This window comes from Xanthomonas sp. 4461 (genome assembly GCF_024806475.1).
In the GTDB taxonomy this organism is placed as follows: Bacteria; Pseudomonadota; Gammaproteobacteria; order Xanthomonadales; family Xanthomonadaceae; genus Xanthomonas; species Xanthomonas arboricola_F.
The window spans coordinates 174,734-198,538 of record NZ_JANTYV010000001.1 but is presented as its reverse complement, the minus strand read 5'-3'; the positions used below and the strand labels follow the sequence as shown (position 1 = coordinate 198,538).

The window sequence follows — 23,805 nt, the reverse complement described above, 5'->3', positions numbered from 1 at the left end:
TCCGACAAGCACGTTGCTGGCGATTCATGCAAGCGAACGCTTGCACGCCGGTTTGGCTTCGCAGTGCGCCTTGCACTTATGCGGCAAGGCGCGGTGATCCAGGTGAGATGCGCCTGGCCACGGCATGGCAACTGACTGTATGCGGACGATGCCTTGCGCGATGCCCGCCGGTGCGGCTCAGGGTGTCAACCCAGACAGCACCGCGCGGGTGGCACTCCAATACTCAAGCGGGCGCCGCGTCGGCGGCACCTGCGCGGCCGATGTACCGCCCGGCACGGATCAGGCCGCCTCGGCCTGCACCTGGCGCGGGCCTTCCTTCAAGGCGCGTGCGATCAGACCGACCAGCAGATCCAGCTCTTCTTCGTCCATCGCAAAGTGCGGCGTGAAGCGCAGCGAGTTCTCGCCGCCGTGGATCACATTGACGCCGCGATGGCGCAGCCACTCCTCGGTGGAGCCGGCCCCGTAGCACTTGAACTGCGGCGCCAGTTCGCAGGAAAACAGCAGTCCGGTGCCTTGCACCTTGGTGATCAGGCCGCCCAGTTCCGCCTGCAGCGCCTGCAGCTTGGCAATCGCCTGCGCGCCGCGGGTGCGGATGTTGTCGCGCACTGCAGGCGTGAACAACGCCAGCGTGGCGCAGGCGACATCGAGCGCGCGCGGGTTGGTGGTCATGGTGTTGCCGTAGGTGCCCTTGCGGTACACCTGCGCGGCGTGCTCGGTGACGGCCAGCACCGACAACGGGTACTGGGCGGCGTTGAGCGCCTTGGAATAGGTCTCCAGATCCGGCGGGTCCAGCTGCTCGAAACCGGGGTAGTCCACCACCGACAGCACACCGTGCGCGCGCAACCCGGCCTGGATGGAATCCACCAGCAGCAGGCTGCCGTGCGAGCGGGTGAGCGCCCGTGCGGCGGCGTAGAACTCGGCCGGCAGGGCACGCCCCGGGTCGCCTTCGCCCATCACCGGCTCCAGGAACACCGCTTCGATAAACCAATGGTTATGCGCGGCCTCTTCGAAGGCGCGCTCCAGGGCGGCCACGTCATAGGGCGCGATCGCGATCACCGACGCTTCGTCGCGGTAGCTGGCCAGATACTTGGTGTAGGTCTTGCGGCTGGAGTCCGAATACAGCCCCGGTCGGTCGGTGCGGCCATGGAAGCTGCCCTTGACCACCAGGCGCTTGATGGTGGCCCCGGCGTGCCGCGCACCCGGGTCGGTGTGCAGCTTGGCGTTGGTATCGACGATGCGCGCAGCCAGGCCCACGGCTTCGGAGCCGGAGTTGAGGCACATGAAACGTGCGAACGGGCAGCCGCCGCGGCTGTGGCCGATCTCGGCGCGCAGGGCACGGTCCAGCCGGCGCTGCGCCAGGCTGGGCGTCATCACATTGGCCATCACCTGCGGGCGTGCCATCGCCTCCAGCACCGCTGCGGGGGTGTGGCCGAAGCCGAGCATGCCGTAGCCACCGGCGTCGTAGAGCACCGCGCCCTTGAGCGTGACCACCCACGGCCCGCGTGCGGCCAGCGCCACGTAGGGCGTCACCGCATCGTCGGCGTAGAAGTTGATGAAACCATCCTGCACCGCGGCGATCTGGGCGTCTTCGTCCAGGTCGAGCAGGTCGGCGGCGTCTTCGCGCACCTGCGCGTATTCGGCGGAAGCGGCGTCGATGGCGTGGGCCAGGTCCGGGTGATTGGCGGCCAGACGCACGATGGCGGCATCGTCCAGGCCATCGGTCAGGCGGCGGCCGGCGTGGGCACGCAGCGGGGCGAGCGGGGCGAGGACGGACATGGCGCATCTCCTGCAGGTGGCGTTGTCCTTCCTATTATCGGCAGACGATCGGCGTTTGGCAGCGTGAATCTGGGCACGATGTGCGGTATTTTCGTCGATTCGCCGAACCGGATGCGCATTGTGAAGATCACCCCGTCCGACGAACGCCTGTTGTCGCTGCTGCGCGAGGACGCGCGAGCGTCCACTGCCCAGATCGCACGCCGGCTCGGGCTGTCGCGCACCACGGTGCAAAGCCGCATCGAAAAGCTCGAACGCGATGGCGTGATCAGCGGCTACACCGTGCGCACCCACGACGACTACGAACATGGCCGCATCCGCGCCCACATCCTGATCACCGTGCTGCCCAAGAAGATGCCTGCGGTGGTCAAGGCCTTGCGCGACATCGCCGAGGTGCGCCTGCTGCATTCGGTCAGCGGCGCCTACGACCTGATCGCGCTGGGTGTGGTCGGCGGCGTCAACGAGATGGACGTGCTCACCGACGCGATCGGCGCGATCGACGGGGTGGAGCGCACCACGACCTCGATCATTTTGTCGACGAAGTTCGAGCGGTGAGGGGCGGGAATCGGGAGTGGGGAATGGGGAATCGTAAGAGCCAGATCCGAGGGCCGAAACTCTTACGGCGCAGACTGGCCCGCTTTTACGATTCCCGATTCTCCATTCCCGGCCGCAGTTACAATAGCCGGCTCCTCAGCCAACACATCCTGCGGCCTTGAAGAAGTCCGATTTCAACTATGCGTTGCCCGACGAGCTGATCGCCCAGACGCCGCTGGCCGAGCGTGCGGCCAGCCGCTTGCTGGTCGTTCCGCCGTCGCCGCAGGCATTCGCCGACCGCCAGGTCCGCGATCTGCCCGAACTGTTGCAGCCGGGCGATCTGTTGATCTTCAACGACACCCGCGTCATCCCGGCGCGGCTGTTCGGGCAGAAGGCCAGCGGTGGGCGGGTGGAAATCCTGATCGAGCGCCTGCTGGGTGAACGCGAGGCGCGGGTGCAGATCGGCGCCAGCAAGTCGCCCAAGGCCGGCAGCCTGATCGCGCTCGATGCCGGCGGCCAGGCCGAGGTGCTGGGGCGCGACGGCGAGTTCTATCTGCTGCGCTTCCAGATCCCGCTGCCGCTGGAGCAGTGGCTGCCCGAGGCCGGCCGCCTGCCGCTGCCGCCGTACATCCGGCGCGAGCCGGGGGTGGAAGACCGCGAGCGCTATCAGACGGTGTTTGCGCGCCAGGTCGGTGCGGTCGCCGCGCCGACCGCCGGCCTGCATTTCGACGAGCAGCTGCTGGCGCGCCTGCGCGAGCGCGGTGTCGAGTTCGGCCACGTCACGCTGCATGTGGGTGCCGGGACGTTTCAGCCGGTACGCGTGGATGCGCTCGACCAGCACGTGATGCACAAGGAGTGGCTCAATGTCGGTGCCGCGCTGGTCGAGCAGGTGCGCCGCACGCGTGCCCGCGGCGGCCGCGTCATCGCGGTGGGCACCACGGTGGTGCGCTCGCTGGAAAGCGCCTGGCGCACCACCGACGCCGCGCCCGAGGGCGAGTTGCTGCCGTTCGCCGGCGAAACCCAGATCTTCATCCTGCCCGGCTACCGCATCCGCAGCGTCGATGCGATGGTCACCAACTTCCATCTGCCCGAAAGCACGCTGCTGATGATGGTCTCGGCCTTCGCCGGCCGCGAGCGCATTTTCGAGGCCTACCAGCACGCCATCGCGCAGCGCTATCGCTTCTTTTCGTACGGCGATGCGATGTTGTTGTGGAGCAGGGAGTCGGGAATCGGGAATGGGGAATCGTAAGGCAGTACCCGCCGAACGATCAGCCACCTGCCAACCGCTTCTCCGATTCCCCAATCCCGATTCCCCATTCCCGGCTTTCCAATGTCCCGACTCCAGTTCCAGCTCCAAGCCACCGACGGCCACGCGCGCCGTGGCCGTCTGACCTTTCCGCGCGGCACGGTGGAGACCCCGGCGTTCATGCCGGTGGGCACCTATGGCTCGGTCAAGGGCATCCTGCCCGAGCAGATCCGCGCGCTGGGGGCGGAGATCATCCTGGGCAATACCTTCCATCTGTATCTGCGCCCGGGCCTGGATGTGATCGGCGACCATGGCGGCTTGCACGGGTTTGCGCGCTGGGATGGGCCGATCCTCACCGACTCCGGCGGGTTCCAGGTGTTCTCGCTGGCGCATCGCCGCAAGATCACCGAGCAGGGCGTGACCTTTTCCTCGCCCACCGACGGCGCACGGGTGTTCCTCGGGCCGGAAGAGAGCATGCAGATCCAGAAGGTGCTCGATTCGGACATCGTGATGATCTTCGACGAGTGCACGCCGTACCCGGCCACCGAAGAGGTGGCGCGGCGCTCGATGGAGCTGAGCCTGCGCTGGGCGCAGCGCTCGCGCGATGCGCACGACGGGTTGGGCAACGATGCGGCGCTGTTCGGCATCGTGCAGGGCGGGGTGCATCCGGACCTGCGCAGCCGCTCGCTGGACGGACTGCAGGGCATCGGTTTCGACGGTTATGCCATCGGTGGCCTGGCAGTGGGCGAGCCCGAGCACGAGCGCAACGCCATGCTCGAACACCTGCATCCACGGCTGCCGGCCGACCGCCCGCGCTACCTGATGGGCGTGGGCCGCCCGGAAGACCTGGTCGAAGGCGTGGCGCGTGGGGTGGACATGTTCGACTGCGTGATGCCCACCCGCAATGCGCGCAACGGCCACTATTTCACCTCGTTCGGCACCGTGCGCATCCGCAATGCCAAGTACGAGCGCGATCTGGACACCATCGAGCCCGGCTGCGGCTGCCACGCCTGCAGCAGTGGCTACACGCGTTCGTATCTACGTCACCTGGACCGCTGCAACGAGATGCTGGCACCGATGCTGGGAACCCTGCACAACCTCTGGTACTACGAAAAACTGATGGCCGACCTGCGTGCGGCGATCGCGGCGGGAACCTTTGTGCAGTTCCGGCGGTCCTTCTATGCGGCACGCGGCGCCACCACGCCGCCGTTGCCGGGGGAAGCCAGCTGAGCCCTGCCGTCCATGCCCTCAGCGCGGACGGGGTGGAACCTGCGTGGCATAATTCCCGGCTGTTCCGCCCTGGCGGTACCTGAATAGCGAGTGGGCCCGCGAGGGCGCGCTGGCACCAAACTAGGATGCACTGAATGAATTTGCTCGATTTCCTGATCCCGGTCGCCCAGGCGCAGGCCACTGGCGGCGCACCGGCGCCCGGCCCGATGGGTAGCCTGTCTACCTTCGCGCTGCCGATCATCCTGATCGCGGTCATGTATTTCTTGATGATCCGCCCGCAGATGAAGCGTCAGAAGGAGCACAAGTCGCTGCTGGACAAGCTGGCGCGCGGCGATGAAGTCATCACTTCCGGCGGCGTCGCCGGCGTGATCACCGACATCGGCGACAACTTCATCACCGTGGAAGTGGCCGACAACGTCCGCATCCGCGTGCAGAAGAGCGCCGTGGGCCATGTGCTGCCGAAGGGCACGCTCAAGTCCGCCAGCTGAGTCGCGCCATCGGCATCGGGCACCGTCTGGCGCTGCCGGCCGGTGCTCGAAAACGCCAGCGGCCGCTCGTACACTCCGCTGTCGTCGTGCTGCCGATGCGTGCTTGGGTCTGCTCAAGACGTCGCTGCACACGAACACCTGCAACACCACAACTGCGCGCACCGTCAGGCGGGCGCAGTCGGTGCACGAAGTCGGAACTCGCCCTTCGGGCGCTTTCGCTCCGCGCACTGCCCGTATCCACCGGATGACCGCTCGCGACGCTGTATCGGCCGCTTGAAGTCGTTCTCACTGCTAGGCGCGGCGCCGGGATGGTGCTGTGCGGGACTGTCGCAATGCTCGAATTTCCCCGCTGGAAGTATTTCCTGATCCTGCTGGTGCTGGCGGTCAGCGCGTTGTATGCGCTGCCCAACATCTACCAGAAAGACCCGTCCGTGCAGATCACCGCCAGCCGCGGTGCGCAGCTCGACGACGCATTGCGCAGCCGCATCGACGGTGAGCTCAAGGGCGCGGGCATCACGCCCAAGGCCGTCACCAAGGAAGGCGACAGTCTGATGGTGCGCCTGCCTTCGTTGCAGGCGCAGACCCGCGCCAACGACGTGCTGCGCCAGCAGCTGGGCGAGAACTACACGGTGGCGCTGAACCTGGCGTCCACCGTGCCGGAGTGGCTGGCCAAGCTGGGCGGCAAGCCGATGGTGCTGGGCCTGGACCTGGTCGGCGGCGTGCACTTCGCCATGCAGGTCGATCAGAAGGCCGCAGTGGAAAAGCGGATCGAAGGCTTTGCCGAAGACATCCGCACCACCTTGCGTGACAGCCGTATTGCCTATCGGGCGGTCGAGCGTCGCGGCGACAACAGCATCCAGGTCAGCCTGGGCGAGGGCGCCAGCGCCGACGCGGCGCGCACTGCGCTGGCCAAGGCGCAGCCGACGCTGACCTATGACGTCAGTGGCCAGAACATCGCAGTGAAGGTGCCCGAGGCCGAGCTCAAGCAGATCGCCAGCGGCGCGATCGAGCAGAACCTCACCACCTTGCGCAACCGCGTCAACGCGCTGGGCGTGTCCGAGCCGACCATCCAGCGCCAGGGCGAAGACCGCATCGTGGTCGAATTGCCCGGCTTGCAGGACACCGCCGAGGCCAAACGCCTGATCGGCGCCACCGCCTCGCTGGAATTCCGTGCGGTGGTCGAAGGCAATGCCGAAGACGCGGTGCGCAGCGGCAGCATTCCGCCGGAAGCCAAGGTCTACCGCGTGCGCGATACCGGCGCGCCGGTGCTGCTCAACAAGCGCGCGCTGGTGACCGGCGACCAGATGGTCAGCGCCAGCGTCAGCAACGACCAGAACGGCATGCCCGCAGTGTCGGTAACGCTCAACAACGTTGCCGGCCAGCGCATGCTCGACTACACCAGCGCCAACGTCGGCAAGCTGATGTCGGTTGTCTACATCGAGCGCATCCCCACCGTGACCATGGTCGACGGCAAGGAAGTGCGCAGCGTTCGGGTCAAGGAAGAAGCCCTGTCGCCGACCCGCATTGCCGGTGTGTTCGGCAAGAACTTCCAGACCACCGGCCTGGAGAAGGTGGAAGCGGAGAACCTGGCCAAGCTGCTGAAGTCCGGCTCGCTGGCTGCGCCGATGGATTTTGTCGAGGAATACGTGATCGGCCCGAGCCTGGGCGCGGAGAACGTGGAGCGCGGCGTCACTGCCGTGGTCTACTCGTTCCTTTTCACGCTGGTGTTCTTCACGATCTATTACCGCGTGTTCGGTGCGATCACCTCGGTGGCGCTGCTGTTCAACCTGCTGATCGTGGTGGCGGTGATGTCGCTGTTCGGCGCCACCATGACGCTGCCGGGTTTTGCCGGCCTTGCCCTGTCGGTGGGTCTGTCGGTGGACGCCAACGTGCTGATCAACGAGCGTATCCGCGAAGAATTGCGGCTGGGCGTGCCTGCCAAATCGGCAATTGCCGCAGGGTATGAAAAGGCCGGCGGCACCATCCTGGACGCCAACCTCACCGGTCTGATCGTGGCGGTGGCCTTGTACGCGTTCGGCACCGGCCCGTTGAAGGGCTTCGCGCTGACCATGATGATCGGTATCTTCGCCTCGATGTTCACCGCGATCACCGTGTCGCGCGCGCTGGCGGTGCTGATCTACGGCAGCCGCAAGAAGCTGAAGACCGTCGCTATTTGATGCGAGTCCCTCGCAAGAGCCCGTCTGTAACGCGAGTCCCTCGCAAGAGCCCGCACATCCATGTGCGGACTTCTTAGGAAGATCTTTCAATGAAAATTTTTCCGCTTCACCTGATTCCCAACGACACCAGGATCGACTTCATGCGCCCGCGCAAGCCGGTGCTGATCCTGATGCTGATCCTGGCGGTTGCGTCTGTCGGCATCATCGTGGGCAAGGGCTTCAATTACGCGCTGGAGTTCACTGGCGGCACGCTGGTGCAGACCAGCTTCCAGAAAACGGTGGACGTGGATCAGGTGCGCGAGCAGCTGTCCAAGGCCGGCTTCGAAAACGCCCAGGTGCAAAACGCCCGCGGCGGCAACGAAGTGATGATCCGTCTGCAGGCGCGCGAGCAGCACAATAACCGCGACGATGCGGCGCGCACCGTTGCCGAAGAAGTGCGCAAGGCCGTGAGCACCGAACAGAACCCGGCCACCGTGCAGCCGGGCGAATTCGTCGGCCCGCAGGTCGGCAAGGACCTGGCCTTGAACGGCGTGTACGCCACGGTGTTCATGCTGGTGGGCTTTCTGATCTACATCGCCTTCCGCTTCGAGTGGAAATTTGCGGTGGTGGCCAGCCTGACGGCCTTGTTCGACTTGCTGGTGACGGTGGCCTTCGTATCGCTGACCGGTCGCGAGTTCGATCTGACCGTGCTGGCCGGCCTGTTGTCGGTGATGGGCTTTGCGATCAACGACATCATCGTGGTCTTCGACCGCGTGCGCGAAAACTTCCGTGCGCTGCGTGTGGAACCGCTGGAAGTGCTCAACCGTTCGATCAACCAGACGCTGTCGCGCACGATCATCACCGCGGTGATGTTCTTCCTCTCGGCATTGGCGCTGTATATGTACGGCGGCGAGTCGATGGAAGGCCTGGCCGAGACCCACATGATCGGCGCGGTGATCGTGGTGATCTCCTCGGTGATCGTGGCCGTGCCGATGCTGAGTATCGGCCCGTTTGCGGTGACCAAGCAGGACCTGCTGCCCAAGGCCAAGGACGTGGAGGCGCTGGCGCGTCGTCCTTGATAGGTTGGTAAAAGGTGTGACGAAAAAACCGCGCATTGCGCGGTTTTTTTGTTTCTGGCGTTGGGCTTGGTGACTGCACGGTTGTGCACCGTAACGCCACTACTCAAGATTGTGACAACTCGGGATTTCGTCGGGCACGTGATGCCGATCGATACGCATTACGTCGCGGTAGAGAGCCGCTGACCAGGATGAAGCGCCGCGTCCAACTGAGATACGCTTGCTCGGGGCGCAGTCTGTAGTTCAGAACGCGCAAGCGGCCGCGCACTCGATCGAGCAATCGCGTCGGCGGATGTGCTGTTACACCATTGTTTTTAGGGGGGTATTTCATACACCCGTGTCCTTACTGGATAACACTGCAAGCATCCGCTTGGTCGCGGCCGCTTGCCATCGTGCAATCCCGTGACCCTGGCTGGGATTTCCCCCATTCACAAAGCACCGGCGATCGGAGATACTCGGCGCAACACCGCATTTCGGCGGTCCAATAGTAGTTAGCCTTCCGAGACTGATGATGCGCAAGCTTCTGGCAATCGCAGCGCTACTTCCGGCCTTCGCTATGGCGTCTACACCGCCGGACAGCATCAACGACCTCTTCGCCGGCACGTGCATGACGCACTTCTATTCGCAGGACGCCCTGCGGAAATTCATGAGCGACACCGGCGCTCCGGAGGCTCCACCAGATAAAGCGGAGTTCTTTCTTGCCGGCAAGCCAGGCAAAGCTTGGTTCGTTGTAGCGCCCTCCACCGCATATGTGGTCGCGCTCAGAGATGACTCTGTCTGCGCAGTGTTCGCTCAGCGCGCTGATGCTGATCGAGCTCACTCAGGCTTCTCGAAGATGGTTAGTACGGCCCCGGAGCCACTTTTGGCAGCGGCACAGGAAGCAACCGCGCTTGGCCCCCAAGCCCCGCACACTCGCACGACGGTTTACTCGTGGGGGCGACCAGAAGACAAAGATGAGCTCCTGTTCATCCTCACCACCTCCGACAACGCTGAAGCCACCGCTCAAGCAATGGTTTCAATGTCACTGATCGGCAAGGCTAACAATTCGTTCAAGGCGATGCCGCTTCGCGGCACGCCTTAACTCAGGCGTTAGACCCCCAATGGAACTACGAAGCGTCTCTGATATCGAAGGCCCGTGGGTTCAGCCCGAGCTCAACTCGGGGCTAATCCAGCGCCTTCGAAAGAACTGGTCGGTCCCAGTCGGGAAATTAAACAATCATGCACTTTCAACCTTTCTTCGGCAGAAGCGCGCGCTCGAGATCGTGTTGCCGGAAGCTCACAGGCGTCTAGAGGCGAAGTTTGTAGATGAGACGGAGCTGTACGAAGAGGAGCTACAGAATGCAGTTCGTATAGCAAACGGAGAAGTGCTGTAGAAACTCCTCTGGGTATGAGCACACCGTGGTGAGCAATCAATGGAATGCCGATACTCACTGGCGCAAATTTGATTACAGAAAGAGCAGGCTCACGCTCGGGGGCCTAACGAGTCGTTGCAGCCGACGTTGCATCGGTCCGTGAGTCAGGCGGCAGGTAGAGCTTGCCACCTGCCTCCCAGCCCGCTACAACGCGGCTGAACTCTGGTGCTAGGGCGCTTTTCCAGCAATATCGTCATCTGAAGGCCGAGGGGATTGAGATGCGTTCACCCACTATTGTTCTTGCCGCTCTTCTTGCTGCGCTCCCACATTCGGTCAGAGCCGAGGGTGACGGAGTGACCATCGGCGAGATGATGGAGAACTGCCAAAAGCCAGATGGCCACTTTTTCCGGACCTACTGCTTCACCTACGTTGGAGCGGTGCTTGATGTGCAAACCCTCTACAAACTTTCGTTAGGTCCAAGCTCCCCAAAGGCCTGCGTCCCGCCCACGGTTCTATCCCGCCAAGCTGCCGCAGTCTTTGTCCAGTGGGCGGCCAGCAATCCTGCGCGTCACCACCTACCAGCAGCCGTTGGTATCGTTGAGAGCATGGCCGCTGCCTTTCCCTGCAGCGCGCCCTAACAATTCATTCAAGCCGAAGCCGCTTTACGGCTCGGCTTAATTCAGGTGTTAGGCCTCTATGACAACTCCAGTCTGCTTGACGGTTATTGGCATCATCCTTCAATTGGGGGGCGCGGCCTTTCTCGTCTACCAGTCTTTGCGTACCTTTCGCAAACTTGGGAAGTACGACGCTCAGGTCACGTACGACAATTTCAGTTCTATCATCGCGGACTTGGCGCGAGAGGTCGGCGGACAGTTCCGGCAGCAGTTGGTTGGTTTTCTATTCGTATTGGCCGGCTCCGCGCTGCAGTTGTATGGCGCGGTTGCGGCCTAACAATTCATTCAATCCCAAGCCGCTTCGCGGCTCGGCTTAATTCAGGTGTTAGGCATACTTGATCGGGCAGGTTTCTGTGTTCAATTTTCTCAAGAGAAAGAGTAATTCAATCAGCTCTTCACGGCGCTGGCTCAATGGCGACACTCTGTATGAAGGCCTTCCAATTTATTTTCGCCGATTAGATATAAGGCCATCCGAGTACATAGGACTTTCGTCACAGTACCCGGTACGGGTAGCAATCACGCAGTACCTGAGGCACGTCAAAGACAATGGGCTACCAGAGTCGGAGTACAACAAATCTCTCTTTGACTTTGATGCAGGCATAATCAGTCTCTTCCACGAGCAGGGTGTTGGCATTACATTTCTCGTTGAGACGTTTGCGGCAAAGCGCACTTATTATTTTTACGCACGATCAAGATATGAGGATAGTCAGTTAAGGGCATTCCAAGAGAGATTCCCAGAAGAAAATATTGATTGGGTAATAGAGTCGGATCCTTCTTGGACGCTTCCAAAAATGTACGCAGCTGATTTTTCCTTCAAGTGACGTATGCCTAACAATTCGTTCAAGCCGATCCCGCATCAGGGCGGCGCCGGAGTGCACGCCTTCGGCCATATTGCACTCAGTCGCCGCCCCGCTGCGGGTCGGCTTAATTCAGGCGGTTAGGCAGTGGTAGAGCACATCATTTGGTGGGTCCGGCTTCGGTCGGTTTGTAGACAGGCGTACAATCGGCTTCGGGCAGTAATCATTACCGTTGCTGGTGACGACAGGGGCGATACTTCGCCCGTGTACCTCATTGCCGCGCTGCACTCGTTGCGTCCGGCTTCGATGGCACACCGCATCGGAGCGTCGCTGGGCAAGCTCCATCTACCCAACCTTTGGCACACTCGGTCCAGGCGGCGATGCCGGGGAGCATGGTTGCACCATCCAACCTTTGCGACCACTCATCGCCTAATATCTCTTTCAAGCTTAGGCCACATGAGAAAGATTGCAGCTGGTGTCTTGCTCTTCTTGGTGGCAGCCGCGGCTTCTGCTCATCAAGATCGCATTTTCCCGATTGGCGAAGATGGGACTCTGGGTGCCGTACCGGCCACCTATGGTCCTGTCAAAGTTCATATCAATCGTACTAAGGGAAATCCTGGAACATTGACAAGAGTTGCGATTTCATCGCCTCATTTCAACGTCGTGTTGAATCAATGCATCCTAGGCAAGCTTCGGGATGTAACTAAAGTTGAGGCCAGCGGCTCTTGGTATCATACGCGCGTAAGCCTACCTGCCTACGTATCACTGACTTTCTATAGCGGAAAATATGATCTTCGCAGCTATAGCAATAGCTACTATTCGGTTACTTTCTCGCTTCTTGATGGGCATATTCTCTCGGGTCAGCGCGCTTGGGATCCGCTGGTTGGTAGTTGGCGAGCGCAGATCATAGATCCGGCTGATAAATGCTCGCACTGGCAGCACCTGGCCATGTGGCCTAACAATTCAGTCAAGCCGACGCCGCTTCGCAGCGGGGCTTAACTCAGGTGTTAGGCGGTGTTAGAGCAAGGAACTTCTTGGGTCCTGCTTCGGTAACTTAGCAGGCACGCATGCGGTTGGCTCCGTACAGCATCCATCGCCGTTGCTGATTGCGGTAAGTTCGGCGCTTTGCTTGGTTGTCGTTGCCGCGCTGTGCTCATTGTGTTTGACTTCGATGGCACCCTGCGTCGGGGCATCGCTGGCAAGCTCGATCCCGCAAGCTGTGGCACACTCGGTGCAGGCGGCAGTGCTGGGGAGCATGGTTGCACCATCCAACCTTTGCGGCCACTCACTGCCTAACAATTCATTCAAGCCGAACTTGCTTCATAAGTCGGCTTAATTCAGGCGTTAGGCCGATATGAAAGGTCATGACCCATTTGCAGATTCTCTGCTCCTTGACTCGTCCCTACCCAGCAAAGATGCCATGTCTTCTGATAGCTTCGACCCGAGCCGCACACCTCCTGCGGAACCGGAAGGCATCGTTCGCCAGCGCATACGCGTCACCCTCCGGATGTTGGGCTCGCTCCTGCTGGGCGGGATGGCGATCATGGGTTCGGTACTGGTCTTTCGGCAAGGCCTGCTGCCGCTGATCGATACGGTGTTTCAGCCTGGGCCCGCATGGCTCAGCGTGTGCAGACGTGCCGGCATCATCCTGCTGGCCATAGCGGGCTACTGGGCCTATGTGCACTGGCATGAAAAGCGCAAAGCGACTGAGCTGCAGCTGCAGCCGGTTGCCCTGATACTTGGCGGTGTAGGCGGCGCCGCCCTGGTGGCGTTGCCGATCGCCATGCTGTTCGCGTTCGGCGCCTACGAACTGGTGCTGTTCCGCGGCGCCTCGCCGGCGCTGTTGGGCGTGGCGGCCCTCATCGGAATTGCGGCCACCCTCGAAGAGCTGGTCCACCGCTGCCTGTTGTTTCGGCTGCTGGAGCGGGCCTGGGGAACCGTGGTGGCATTGGCGGTGCAAGCGGTGCTGTTCGCCCTGCCGCACTTGGAGAATGTGGCGCACGGTGGACCCGGCGATATCGTGGCCATGCTGATGTCGGTGACAGTGCTGGGCCTGCTGTGGGGCGGGCTGTTCGTCCTGACGCGCAACCTGTGGGTGGTGGCCGCCAATCACGCGGCATGGAACTTCACCATCTTGCTCACTGGCGTGCCGCTTTCCGGCATCGAGGACTGGCGCGCCGTAGCGCCGCTCGAAAGCCGCTATGCCGGGCCCGACTGGCTGACCGGCGGAATATTCGGTCCGGAAAGTTCACTGCTGGCGATCGTGTCGACCACAGTCGTGGTTGTACTGTTGCTGCGCGCGGCACGACGGCGTGGGGCCTTCTTCAAGGCAGCGGCCTAACAATTCGGTCGAGGCGACGTGCGTACCGCACGCGCCTTAACTCCGGCGTTAGGCGGTTGTGGAGCAAATGCGTTGGTGTTTGCCGCTTCGGTGAGTTCGCAGACGTGCATGCAGTCGGCTCCGGCTGGCAATCATGACCGTTGTGTATTGCGGTAGGTTCGGTGCTTCGCCTTGGCACGTCGTTCCAGCGCTGCGCTCATTGCACTTGTCTTCGGTGGCAAGCCGCTTCCGGGCATGATGGCGCAAGCTTCGTCCCGCAAGCTGTGGCAGACTAGGCCGAGGCGGCATTGCTGGGGTGCAGGTTTGCACTATCCAACTTCTGCGGCCACTCACTGCCTAACAACTCATTCAAGCCGAAGTTGCTTCGCAACTCGGCTTAATTCAAGCGTTGGGCCACATTCGGGCACATCTATGCAGGCAGCGGACTATCTCGACCGGCATTACATCGGCATCCGGAAGCAGTCTGAGACCGAAGAGCTGTGCGACTATGAGTTCATCTGCACGGAGTATCAGCGGATCGGCACTGAGCGTCTTGATCAGCTGGGACACGTTACGGGTGTCTTCCGAATAGACAAGCAAACTGGGAACACTGAGCTAGTGCGGCCTATGGCCGGCGATGAAGATCTCCGCGCTTTCAACCGAGCAAGTTACAAGATTCACAAGTGCTGGCTAGCCGGCGAGCTTCCTAATTCAGAGCAGTACTGTGCGGGCTAATGTGGCCTAATAATTCGTCCAAGCCGAGGCCGCTTCGCGGCGCGGCTTAACTCAGCTGTTAGGGGCTAAAGGACTGCAGCCATGCATCAGGAAGCTGAAAGGATCATCAATCACGGCCTCAGCCTTGGCGCCAGACTGCTCCTTGGCGTCTTTGCCATGCTGTTTTGCGTTGTCTTGGTCCTTGTCGCGCCGCCTACCGACAAGGCGATTTATTTCTATTTGTTTTCCGCTTTTTGCTTGCTACTTTTCCTCGCGTGCTTCACTCAAGGGCGAGTAAGGCAATTTATTGGCAGCCTCATTGGCTGCACCATCTTCGGTCTTGGCATCTGGTACCTCGTGATCCAGCTTTCTAGCGATCCAGCTTGGCCTGGTGCGCGCAGTCAGCCATCAGTTCTAAACGCTTTCTTGTATCTCTTGTTTATTGGTGTACCAGGCGCGGCATACGCTTATCGGGCACGCTTTGGCATGCGGCGTAAGCCATAACCACTCATCCACGCGGACGGCTCCGCTCCGCTTAACTCCAGCGTGAGACCGCACTGATGCAATCACACACTCTCGAACTATTTGCTGACTACTTTCAGTTCTATCTGCAGGACGAGGGAGCAAGCGGCGACCTTTCGGATGCGTGGAGTCCAGTAGCCACTCAACGCATGTTCGCTGTCTCAATGGGCGTCGTCGGGATCGGCACTGCGCGCAACATGCACGTACCAGTTACGCTTGAGTTCCTGGATTCGGCTCCGTCTGCTGACTTCATTAAATTCGATCATGTTGTCGAGGGCTCACTCGCGATCACAAAAGGCCCGCTCGTTGTGGCTGGCTGCACGGACTACTTCCCTGATGCAGCACGCTTCGACTTGGCGCCTGGCGAGTACAGAGTCCGTCTTTCTTCCTCCGGCCTGTGCTCGCTGTCGGAGGACGGTCTTGATGGCCAAGATCACTACCGCCTGCAGCTGTGGCAAGCTTCGCCTACTGAGCCGACCGTTCTTAAACAGCGTGCGGCCTAACAATTCATTCAAGCCGAGCCCGCTTCGCAACTCCGCTTAATTTAAGAGTTAGACAGTGGCGGTTCATTACACAAGTACAATGCACCCGCCACTGCCTTCAGGCAATGGTGACCGCCAAGCATGCGCGCAACGCGCGCAGCTTCTCGACGGGTCATAGATTCCAGTCGATCCGCATGCCCGCGATCAGCGCGTTCTTCAGATCGCTGGTGCGGGTGGGTTCGTTGAACTGGTCGGGGTTGATCACGTAGTGCAGGTTGGGAGCGATGCGCAGGCGCTTGGTGACCTGGATGCCGTAGCTGAGCTCCATCATGATCTGGTTGTCGGCCGGGGTGCCGGTGCCGCCGGCGGAGGCGCGCGCCAGGCGCAGGTTTTCGATGGCTTCGTCGCTGTACTTCTGCTGGGTGATCACAAACGCAATGTTGTCCTGCGGGCGGCTGGCGAAGGTGCCTTTCTGCACCAGGCCGAGCTGCACGAAGTGGTCTTCGATGGCCTGGCCGCCGGTGCTCTTGAGCATGGCGGCGAATACGGTCAGGCCGCGGGTGCCGGACGGGTCGGGGTTGGTGACCTGCTGCTCGAAGCGGCCGAACAGGCCAGAGCGGCCCTGCTTGTTTTCATAGCCCAGGCCGCTGAGGACGGCAGGGTTGCCGTTGCGGTCGCGTAGCGGGTCGGTGTAGTCGGAGTTGTCCTGCCAGCCGCCGAGTTCGTACATCGCCGCCAGCGTGCCGTCGCCGCCCTTGTTCTTGTAGCCGATGGCGTAGGGCACCACCACGCCGGTGGTGTCGTCGGTGCTCCACTTCAAACCGTGCTGGCCGTCCTGGGCCTGCACCGGGTTCACTTCATACGCGCCGACATGCACATAGACCTTGGGCGTGACCCAGGCGGTGGCGTGCGCCGCCCAGCTGGAGACCGGCCAATAGGTGAAGTTGCTGGTGCGGAACACGAAGGTGGGGTTGCCGCAGGCCGAGTTGCCCTGGAAGTACTGGCACAGGTCCGAGCCGAGGAAGTGGATGTTGGCCACGCTGCGGCCGGCTTCCAGTTCCAGGCGGTCGTTGAACAGTTTTTGCAGCAGGGTGAAGTTGGCCAGGCGCGTGCCCTGGCCGCCGTAGATTTCCTGCACCGAGGTGCTGTTGCCGATGCTGCTGTTGGACAGGTTGGTGCCGTGGCGGTTGGTGACATAGAGCTTGACCGTGGCGCCGTTCCAGCCGAACAGGCGGTCCATGTCCACGTCGGTGCCGACCATCAGCTGGCCGGCGTAGGCGTCGCCGCTCTTGCGACCACCGTCGATCATCGAGGCGGCTTCGCCGGTGTAACCCAGCTTGAGTTTGAAGGCATCGGCGGCCTCCTGTGCGTGGGCCAAGGGGGCCAGCGCCATGGCAAGCGACAGGCACAGCAGACGATGGGAAGCGCGGTGGGAGAGCAGGGCGGACATGGCAGGACTCCGAACAAAGAGGGTGTGGCCGAGATGGCGGACGCGACAGCAAGGGGATGGGCAAGCCGCTGGCGGCGCGCGATCAATGCGCGGCGCGGCGGTAACAGCAATCAGCGGTGACGCGCGTCCGGCGCGTCGGATGCGGCGGCAGATGCCTGCCGCCGGGGGTTGGCTCAGGCGACGACGTCGGCCACCGGCTTCTTGAGCACGCGCAGGGCGATGGCGGTGACCACCACGCCGGCCAGCAAGGCCAGCACATACATCGCCAGATGGGTGACGGCATTGGGGATCAGCAGCACGAAGATGCCGCCGTGCGGCGCCTTCAGTTCGGCGCCGACCGACATCGAGATCGCACCGGCCACGGCCGAGCCGATCACCAGCGCCGGAATGGTGCGCAGCGGGTCGCGGGCGGCATACGGGATGGCACCCTCGGTGACGAAGGCCAGCCCGAGCACGCCGGCAGCGGTGGCCGAGCCGCGCTCTTCGACGGTGAAACGGTTGCGGAACACCCAGGTAGCCAGCGCGATGCCCAGCGGCGGGGTCATGCCGGCGACCATGGCGGCGGCCATCGGCGTGTAGACCTGACTGGCGATCAGGCCGGTGGAGAACGCATAGGCGGCCTTGTTGACCGGCCCGCCCATGTCGAAGGCCATCATGCCGCCGAGCAACAGGCCCAGCAGCAGCGCGCTGCTGCCCTGCATGCCGCGCAGCCAGGCGGTGAGCCAGGCCAGCAGGTCGGCGACCGGCTGGCCGAACACGTACATCATCGCCAGGCCGACCAGCAGCGTGCCCAGCACCGGCAGGATCAGCACCGGCTTGAGCCCTTCCAGGTTGCGCGGCAGGCGGATGTAGCGGTTGAGCGCGGCCACGCCGTAGCCGGCGATGAAGCCCGCAATAATTCCGCCGAGGAAACCCGCATTGAGATTGGCCGCGACCAGCCCGCCGATCATGCCGGGCGCAATGCCGGGGCGGTCGGCGATGGAGTAGGCGATATAGCCGGCCAGCGCGGGCACCATCAGGGTGAAACCGGCCTTGGCGCCGATCTGGAACAGCGACCAGGCCAGCGTGCCCTGGTGCGCATCGTCGCCGGCATAGATGCCGCCGAGCGCGAAGGCCAGTGCGATCAGCAGGCCGCCGGCGGTGACGAAGGGCAGCATGAACGACACGCCGGTCATCAGATGCTTGTAGGCGCCGGTGCGGCTGTTGCCCTTGCTTGCGGCCGTGCTGGCGGCCGTGCTGGCGGCGGTGCCGGTGGCCGGTGCCGCGCCGCCGTGCACGCCGGCCTCGGCCAGCGCCTTGTTGATCAGGGCCGGGCCGTCGTTGATGGCCGGCTTGGTGCCGCTCTTGAGCACGCGCTTGCCGGCGAAACGGGCCAGGTCCACTTCGCGGTCGGCGGCGATGATGACCACATCGGCCGCGCGGATTTCCTCGTCGGTCAATGCGTCCTGCGCACCCACCGAACCTTGCGTTTCCACGCGCATCTGGTGGCCAAGCTTCTTGGCGGCCTGCTGCAGGCCTTCGGCGGCCATGAAGGTGTGCGCGATGCCGGTGGGGCAGGAGGTGATCGCAACGATGCGCTTGCCGCCTGCGCCGGAAGCGTCGGTCGCTGCCGGTGTGCTGGCTGGTGCGGCGGGGGCAGAGAGCTGGCTGACGGCGGCGGCCGGATCGTCCAACACCGCGCCCAGGCTCAGATGCAGCAGTTGCGCATCGCCGAAGCGCGCGGTGTCGGCATCGGCATCGCCGACGACCAGGACCTGCGCGGCGCCGCTGGTCAGGTCGGTCGGCAGCGCGCCGAGCACGCCCTGGTCGCTGCGGATTTCGATCGTCACGCTGCGTCCGGCGGCGGTGGCCGCGCGGCGCAGCGCCTCGGCCGCCAGGACGGCTTCGGTACTGCGTTCGCCGGCGGCGATGACCACGATGGAAGAGGACATGGCAAAACTCCTGCTGTATTGCGGTCGCCGGTGAGGCCGGCTGGGGAATTGGGGCGTTACGCGTACGGGTGACGCGTGCCGGGATGGCGGCGGTCGGAACGATGCGCGGAGACCTGCGTGGCGGTCGCCGCCTGGTGCAAGGCCGCGCTCACGACAGCGTCTGGATCACGACTTCGGTCGCAGCACGTCTCACGCCGTCGGCGCTGAGCCTGCGCGCGTCGCCGCTTTCCAGCCGGCACATCGAAAACGCCGTGGCCAGCCGTGCGCACTGCTCCAGATCGGTGGCCACATCCAGCAGTGCGGCGGCCAGGCCGGCCACCATCGCATCGCCTGCGCCCACGCTGCTGCCCTGCGCCAGCCGCGGCGGACGCGCGATCAGTCGCTGGTCGCGCTGCACGAACAACGCACCGTCGGTGCCCATCGAAATCACCACCAGCTGGATGCCGCGCGCGAGCAGTTCGTGCGCAGCGGCGCTGAGCGCGGCGCGGTCGGTGAGCGGTCGGCCGGTCCAGGCTTCCAGTTCGTGGCGGTTCGGCTTGACCGCGTACGGCAGGGCGTCGCGGGCGGCGCCCAATGCAGCCACCAGCGGCGCACCGCTGGTATCGAGCAGGACGCGTGCGCCGGCGGCGCTGGCCTGCGCCTGCAGCTGCGCCCAGCTGTCGTCCGGCAGGCCGGCAGGCAGGCTGCCGGACAGCACCACCGGCAGGCCGGGGCGCAGCAGCGGGGCGAGTTGATCGGCCACGCCCTGCAGATGCGCGCTGCTTAGCTGCAGGCCGGGCAGGTTGATGTCGGTGGTGTCGTTGCTGCGCGCCTCCACCAGCTTGAGATTGGTGCGGGTTTCGCCGGCCACGCGCTGGCAGTGGTCGACGATGCCGCGCTCGCGGAACAGCGCTTCGAACACGCCGGCATTGCCGCCGCCGAGCACGCCGAGTGCGGCGACATCGGTGCCCCAATCGGCCAGGCAGGCAGCCACGTTGATGCCCTTGCCGCCGGCATCGTTGCGCACGCTGCTGGCGCGATGCACGGCGCCGGGCTGCAGGCTGTCGAGCCGGATGGTCTGGTCGATCGCCGGATTCAGCGTAACGGTGATGGCCTGCAGGCTCATGCCACGTCCCCGCGCTGCGCTTCCAGTGCGCGCACCTGCTCGGCGGTTTCGCAGTCCAGCGCCCGTTCTGCCAACTGCCGCAACTGGCCGATCGACGACGCGCGCAGGCGCGCTTTCACCGAGGGGATGTCGTTGGGCGTCATCGACAGTTCCTGCACGCCCAGGCCGGCCAACAGGCTGGCGCCGAACGCATCGCCGGCCAGGCCGCCGCACACGCCGACCCAGCGGTCGTGCTTGCGCGCGCCCTCGATCGTGCTGCGGATCATGCGCAGCACCGCCGGATGCAGGCTGTCGGCCTCGGCGGCCAGCTCCGGGTTCTGGCGGTCGATCGCCAGCACGTACTGGGTGAGGTCGTTGGTGCCGATCGAAAAGAAGTCCGCATGCCGCGCCAGCACGTCGGCCTGCGCGGCGGCGGCGGGGACTTCGATCATGATGCCGATCGGAACCTCGGGCGCGTCGAGTTCGGCGCGTAGGCGTTCACAGATCTCGCGCAAGGCGATCAGCTCCGGCACCGAGGTGATCATCGGGAACATGATCGACAGCCGCGCACCATCTTTTGCAGCGCGATAAAGCGCACGCAGTTGCGGTTCGAGCAGGTCGGGGCGACGCAGCAGCAGGCGCGCGCCACGCACGCCCAGGAACGGGTTTTCTTCGTGCGGCAGTTCCAGATGCGCCACCTGCTTGTCGCCGCCGATATCCAGCGCACGCACGATCAGCGGGCGGCCGTCCAGCGCCTGCGCCATCGCGCGATAGGTCGCGTACTGCTCGTCTTCGCTGGGCGTGCTGCCGCTTTCCAGGAACAGGAATTCGGTGCGCATCAGGCCGACGCCTTCGGCGCCCTGGGTCAGCGCCATCGCGACCTGGTCGGGCAGGTTGACGTTGGCACCGATGTCGATGTGGTGGCCGTCGGTGGTCTCGGCGGGCAGAGCGCGCTGGGCGGCCTCGCGCTCGCGGATGGCCTGTTGCTCGGCGATATGCGTGCGGGCCGCGTCCAGATCCTGCGCGGACGGGTTGACGTACAGGCGCCCGCTGCTGCCGTCGATGATGGCGGTGGCGCCGTCCTCGATCTCCAGCAACTGGCCGCCAGCGGCGACCAGCGCCGGCAGTCCCAGGGTGCGCGACAGGATCGCGGTGTGCGAGGTCGGGCCGCCCTGCGCGGTGGCCAGGCCGAACACGCGTGCGGTGTCCAGGTTGGCGGTATCCGACGGCGACAGGTCGCTGGCGAGCAGGATGCAGGGTTGGTCGGGCAGGTCGGTGAGGCCGGCGCCCGCCGCAGACGGGTCGAGCTGGGCCAGCACGCGGCGGCCGACGTCGCGCAGGTCGGCCGCGCGCCCGGCCAGCACCGGGTTGCCCAGCGCCGCCAGGCCCGAGGCGATCTGTTCCACCGCCTGATGCCACGACCATGCCACACCGTGGCCTTCGACCATCAGCTGGCAGGTGCGGGTGATCAGGTCGGTGTCGTTGAGCAGCTCGGCCTGGGCCTTGAAGATCGCCGCGTCCGAAGCACCGAGCCGGCGCTGGGTGTCGTCCTGGATCGCCGCCAGCTGCTGGCGGGTGCGGGTCAGCGCGTCGTGCAGCAGCGCGCCGCCATCGCCCAGGCCGACCGGTTGATCGGCCACTTCGGTCTGCGCCGCGCGCAGCCGGTGCACGATGCCGATCGCCACGCCCGGGCTGGCGCCGATGCCGACGATGGCCGGCTGCGCCTGCGGCGGCGTCCAGCCCGCCACCGGCGCGGCGCGGCGTTGCGCGGCGCGTTCGGCATCGGCCTTTTCCTGCGCGGTCAGGCTGTCCATCACCGCGCGTAGGCGCTTGAGCAGGGCAGCGGCATCGGGGCCTTCGGCCGAGACGGTGATGCTGTCGCCGGCACGCAGGCCCAGCTGCAGCAGGCCGACCAGGCTCTTGGCATCGGCGGCCTGGTCGCCGGCGCGCACCTGCGCACGCGCCGAGAAGCCGCGTGCGGTCTCGGCCCAGCGTGTGGCGGGGCGGGCGTGCAGGCCGCTGGGGTAGGCGATGGTCCACGCGAAGGTTTCGGCCAGGTCGGTGGCCGGTGCGGCGCTGGTGTCCGGCGCGCGGTCGCCGGTGAGCGCGGCCACGATCACGCCGGGGTCGTCGGTGGTGAACAGCGCTTCCAGCTGCGCCGGGTCCTGGATCAGGCGGGTCAGCCGGCGCAGCAGGGTGATATGGGTGTCGGACTGGGCGGCGATGCCCACCACCAGCCGGGTGGTCTGGCCGGGATTCCACTCCACGCCCTCGGGCAGCTGCAGCACCGCAATCCCGTCGCGGCGCACCAGGTGACGGTCTTCGCCGACGCCGTGCGGGATCGCCAGGCCGTGACCGAGGAAGGTATTGGCCAGGCCTTCGCGGCGCCGCATGCTGGCGTCGTAGCCCGGCGCCACGCAGCCGGCGGCGACCAGCAACTGGGCGGCCTGGGCGATGGCATCGTCCTTGTCGCGGGCCTGCGCACGCAGACGGATGAGCTCGGGAGTGACGGGGGCGGGCGACGGAGAAGACAAGGCGGGCTCCGATTGGGGGATCAGGCTGGGAAGTATAGTGGGAACGTTCCCACGATCCAGGTCAATGTGCAGTGCACAAAATCCTTGTAGTGCTTTCGGGTTAGCATCTGAGTAGACACGGCGCCTAGGTCAGGTGCGCAAATGGAGCGGGAACGGTCCCAGTGAGTATCAGCATCAATGACGTGGCCCGGGTGGCCGGTGTATCCAAGTCCACGGTCTCGCGCGCGTTGGGCACTGGCCCGGTGAGCGAGGAAGTGCGTGCCAAGGTCGAGGCGGCTGTGCGTCAGACCGGTTACCGCCCCAACCTGATGGCGCGGCGGCTGCGATCGCAGCAGTCCGGCATCCTGGGCGTGATCGTTGCCGACATCCGCAACCCTTACTTCACTGCCTTGATCCGAGCGGTGGAAGAGGTCGCTTACCGTGCCGGTATGCGCGTCACGCTGTGCAATACCGATGAAGATCCCGAGCGCGAGGCGCTATATCTGGAGCTGATGCAGGAAGAACGCATCACCGGACTGATCTTCGCTCCGACCCGGGTGACCGTGGGGCGGATGCACGAGCTGGCGCTGGATTACCCCACCGTGCTGGTCGATCGCGCCGGCCCCGGCAGCCGTTACGACAGCGTGGTGCTGGACAATGCGGCAGCGATGGGTGAGCTGGTCGCGCATCTGCAGGCGCAGGGGTATCGACGCATCGGCGGGTTGTTCGGCAGCACCAGCACCACCGCGGCCGAGCGTCGCGACGGCTATCTGGCCGCGATGCGTGCGCAGGGACTGGAGCCTGACTACCGCGAAGTGGCGCCGACTGCCGAAGCGGCGATTGCCGAACTAGGCCATTGGCTTGCCAGCGATCACCGCCCGGAAGCCATCGTCACCAGTAACAGCCTGCTGCTGATGGGCGCATTGAAAGCCGCGCGCACCGCCGGCCTGCGGCTGCCGCAGGATCTCGCCCTGGCGGGCTTCGATAACGAGCGCTGGACCGACCTGGTCGAGCCGGGCATCACCGTGGTGGAACAGCCGGTGGAGGACATGGGCCGCGCGGCGATGTCGCTGCTGCTGGAACGCCTGGGCAACCCGCAGCTGCCGATCCGCCGCATGGTGATGACCGGGCGTTGCGTGGTGCGTGGCTCCACAGGTGCACGCACGCGCATCTAGCTGACGATGTATGAGCGCCCTTGGGCGCGATGGGATTTACCGGTAAGGCCCATCGCGCCCAAGGGCGCTCCTACAACGGCGTGGCGTTTGTCGTGGATCACGCTGTGCCGTTGGTCAACAGCCTGCACGTGAAGCGGGTCCTGCCCAAGCGCGGAATATCACCAATCCCCACCACCCCGTAGGAGCGCACCCGGGCGCGACAGGGCCTTGCCGATAGCCTTATCGCGGTCGATGGAGCCCCGTCGCGCCCAGGTGCGCTCCTACAGAGGTGTTGCGCTTCTGTGTTGG

18 protein-coding genes are annotated in these 23,805 nt (G+C 64.3%); 13 read left to right on the top strand and 5 right to left on the bottom strand.

Annotated elements, in window-relative coordinates; genetic code table 11:
• Positions 1-279 precede the first annotated feature (279 nt).
• On the bottom strand, positions 280-1,776 hold the full coding sequence (locus FHY19_RS00790; RefSeq protein ID WP_259160847.1) for an aminotransferase class III-fold pyridoxal phosphate-dependent enzyme: 1,497 nt from the start codon (positions 1,774-1,776) through the stop codon (positions 280-282).
• A gap of 120 nt (positions 1,777-1,896) precedes the next feature.
• On the opposite strand from FHY19_RS00790, the gene FHY19_RS00785 reads away from it, so the two are divergent.
• The 12 genes from FHY19_RS00785 to FHY19_RS00730 all read left to right on the top strand — a co-directional run bounded on the left by FHY19_RS00785 (position 1,897) and on the right by FHY19_RS00730 (position 15,385).
• Positions 1,897-2,328, top strand: a complete 432-nt coding sequence (locus tag FHY19_RS00785; protein ID WP_259150784.1) for an Lrp/AsnC family transcriptional regulator — start codon at positions 1,897-1,899, stop codon at positions 2,326-2,328.
• Between the two features lie 157 nt (positions 2,329-2,485).
• Positions 2,486-3,556, top strand: coding sequence for a tRNA preQ1(34) S-adenosylmethionine ribosyltransferase-isomerase QueA (queA, locus tag FHY19_RS00780; RefSeq protein WP_259160845.1), 1,071 nt, complete (start codon positions 2,486-2,488; stop codon positions 3,554-3,556).
• 81 nt (positions 3,557-3,637) lie between these two features.
• Positions 3,638-4,783, top strand: a complete 1,146-nt coding sequence (gene tgt / locus FHY19_RS00775; RefSeq protein WP_259150781.1) for a tRNA guanosine(34) transglycosylase Tgt — start codon at positions 3,638-3,640, stop codon at positions 4,781-4,783.
• A 134-nt stretch (positions 4,784-4,917) separates the two neighbouring features.
• Positions 4,918-5,271, top strand: a complete 354-nt coding sequence (yajC, locus tag FHY19_RS00770) for a preprotein translocase subunit YajC (protein ID WP_228419225.1) — start codon at positions 4,918-4,920, stop codon at positions 5,269-5,271.
• A gap of 332 nt (positions 5,272-5,603) precedes the next feature.
• Complete coding sequence (gene secD / locus FHY19_RS00765; RefSeq protein WP_228419226.1) at positions 5,604-7,448, top strand: protein translocase subunit SecD; 1,845 nt, start codon at positions 5,604-5,606, stop codon at positions 7,446-7,448.
• An 89-nt stretch (positions 7,449-7,537) separates the two neighbouring features.
• Positions 7,538-8,506, top strand: coding sequence for a protein translocase subunit SecF (gene secF / locus FHY19_RS00760; protein ID WP_259160844.1), 969 nt, complete (start codon positions 7,538-7,540; stop codon positions 8,504-8,506).
• Between the two features lie 508 nt (positions 8,507-9,014).
• A complete protein-coding gene (locus FHY19_RS00755; RefSeq protein ID WP_259160842.1) occupies positions 9,015-9,584 on the top strand; it encodes a hypothetical protein in 570 nt (189 codons plus the stop codon).
• Between the two features lie 967 nt (positions 9,585-10,551).
• A complete protein-coding gene (locus FHY19_RS00750) occupies positions 10,552-10,806 on the top strand; it encodes a hypothetical protein (RefSeq protein WP_259160840.1) in 255 nt (84 codons plus the stop codon).
• A gap of 976 nt (positions 10,807-11,782) precedes the next feature.
• Complete coding sequence (locus FHY19_RS00745) at positions 11,783-12,325, top strand: hypothetical protein (RefSeq protein ID WP_259160838.1); 543 nt, start codon at positions 11,783-11,785, stop codon at positions 12,323-12,325.
• Between the two features lie 421 nt (positions 12,326-12,746).
• On the top strand, positions 12,747-13,667 hold the full coding sequence (locus tag FHY19_RS00740; protein WP_259160836.1) for a type II CAAX endopeptidase family protein: 921 nt from the start codon (positions 12,747-12,749) through the stop codon (positions 13,665-13,667).
• Positions 13,668-14,462: 795 nt separating this feature from the next.
• Positions 14,463-14,864: a hypothetical protein gene (locus FHY19_RS00735; RefSeq protein ID WP_228419233.1), complete on the top strand. Its 402-nt coding sequence runs from the start codon at positions 14,463-14,465 to the stop codon at positions 14,862-14,864.
• Between the two features lie 56 nt (positions 14,865-14,920).
• Positions 14,921-15,385, top strand: a complete 465-nt coding sequence (locus FHY19_RS00730; protein ID WP_259160834.1) for a hypothetical protein — start codon at positions 14,921-14,923, stop codon at positions 15,383-15,385.
• Between the two features lie 151 nt (positions 15,386-15,536).
• On the opposite strand, the gene FHY19_RS00725 is transcribed toward FHY19_RS00730, so the two are convergent.
• The 4 genes from FHY19_RS00725 to ptsP form a co-directional block, all read right to left on the bottom strand.
• Positions 15,537-16,814, bottom strand: a complete 1,278-nt coding sequence (locus tag FHY19_RS00725) for a carbohydrate porin (protein ID WP_259160832.1) — start codon at positions 16,812-16,814, stop codon at positions 15,537-15,539.
• A 173-nt stretch (positions 16,815-16,987) separates the two neighbouring features.
• Complete coding sequence (locus FHY19_RS00720) at positions 16,988-18,745, bottom strand: fructose-specific PTS transporter subunit EIIC (protein WP_259160830.1); 1,758 nt, start codon at positions 18,743-18,745, stop codon at positions 16,988-16,990.
• Positions 18,746-18,893: 148 nt separating this feature from the next.
• On the bottom strand, positions 18,894-19,850 hold the full coding sequence (gene pfkB, locus FHY19_RS00715; protein WP_259160828.1) for a 1-phosphofructokinase: 957 nt from the start codon (positions 19,848-19,850) through the stop codon (positions 18,894-18,896).
• Positions 19,847-22,363 (bottom strand): phosphoenolpyruvate--protein phosphotransferase, encoded by a 2,517-nt coding sequence (gene ptsP, locus FHY19_RS00710; RefSeq protein ID WP_259160827.1) that lies wholly within the window; start codon positions 22,361-22,363, stop codon positions 19,847-19,849. Before ptsP ends, pfkB begins: the two co-directional genes overlap by 4 nt.
• Positions 22,364-22,524: 161 nt before the next feature.
• Here ptsP and FHY19_RS00705 point away from each other — a divergent pair, with 161 nt between their 5' ends.
• Positions 22,525-23,517: a LacI family DNA-binding transcriptional regulator gene (locus tag FHY19_RS00705; RefSeq protein ID WP_259160824.1), complete on the top strand. Its 993-nt coding sequence runs from the start codon at positions 22,525-22,527 to the stop codon at positions 23,515-23,517.
• Positions 23,518-23,805 lie beyond the last annotated feature (288 nt).

What these genes read in the sequence shown, in the direction of transcription:
- FHY19_RS00790 (WP_259160847.1), bottom strand. Translation starts at nt 1,776, where the DNA reads ATGTCCGTCCTCGCCCCGCTCGCCCCGCTGCGTGCCCACGCCGGCCGC.
- tgt (WP_259150781.1), top strand. Translation starts at nt 3,638, where the DNA reads ATGTCCCGACTCCAGTTCCAGCTCCAAGCCACCGACGGCCACGCGCGC.
- yajC (WP_228419225.1), top strand. Translation starts at nt 4,918, where the DNA reads ATGAATTTGCTCGATTTCCTGATCCCGGTCGCCCAGGCGCAGGCCACT.
- secD (WP_228419226.1), top strand. Translation starts at nt 5,604, where the DNA reads ATGCTCGAATTTCCCCGCTGGAAGTATTTCCTGATCCTGCTGGTGCTG.
- secF (WP_259160844.1), top strand. Translation starts at nt 7,538, where the DNA reads ATGAAAATTTTTCCGCTTCACCTGATTCCCAACGACACCAGGATCGAC.
- FHY19_RS00755 (WP_259160842.1), top strand. Translation starts at nt 9,015, where the DNA reads ATGCGCAAGCTTCTGGCAATCGCAGCGCTACTTCCGGCCTTCGCTATG.
- FHY19_RS00750 (WP_259160840.1), top strand. Translation starts at nt 10,552, where the DNA reads ATGACAACTCCAGTCTGCTTGACGGTTATTGGCATCATCCTTCAATTG.
- FHY19_RS00745 (WP_259160838.1), top strand. Translation starts at nt 11,783, where the DNA reads ATGAGAAAGATTGCAGCTGGTGTCTTGCTCTTCTTGGTGGCAGCCGCG.
- FHY19_RS00740 (WP_259160836.1), top strand. Translation starts at nt 12,747, where the DNA reads ATGTCTTCTGATAGCTTCGACCCGAGCCGCACACCTCCTGCGGAACCG.
- FHY19_RS00735 (WP_228419233.1), top strand. Translation starts at nt 14,463, where the DNA reads ATGCATCAGGAAGCTGAAAGGATCATCAATCACGGCCTCAGCCTTGGC.
- FHY19_RS00730 (WP_259160834.1), top strand. Translation starts at nt 14,921, where the DNA reads ATGCAATCACACACTCTCGAACTATTTGCTGACTACTTTCAGTTCTAT.
- FHY19_RS00725 (WP_259160832.1), bottom strand. Translation starts at nt 16,814, where the DNA reads ATGTCCGCCCTGCTCTCCCACCGCGCTTCCCATCGTCTGCTGTGCCTG.
- FHY19_RS00720 (WP_259160830.1), bottom strand. Translation starts at nt 18,745, where the DNA reads ATGTCCTCTTCCATCGTGGTCATCGCCGCCGGCGAACGCAGTACCGAA.
- pfkB (WP_259160828.1), bottom strand. Translation starts at nt 19,850, where the DNA reads ATGAGCCTGCAGGCCATCACCGTTACGCTGAATCCGGCGATCGACCAG.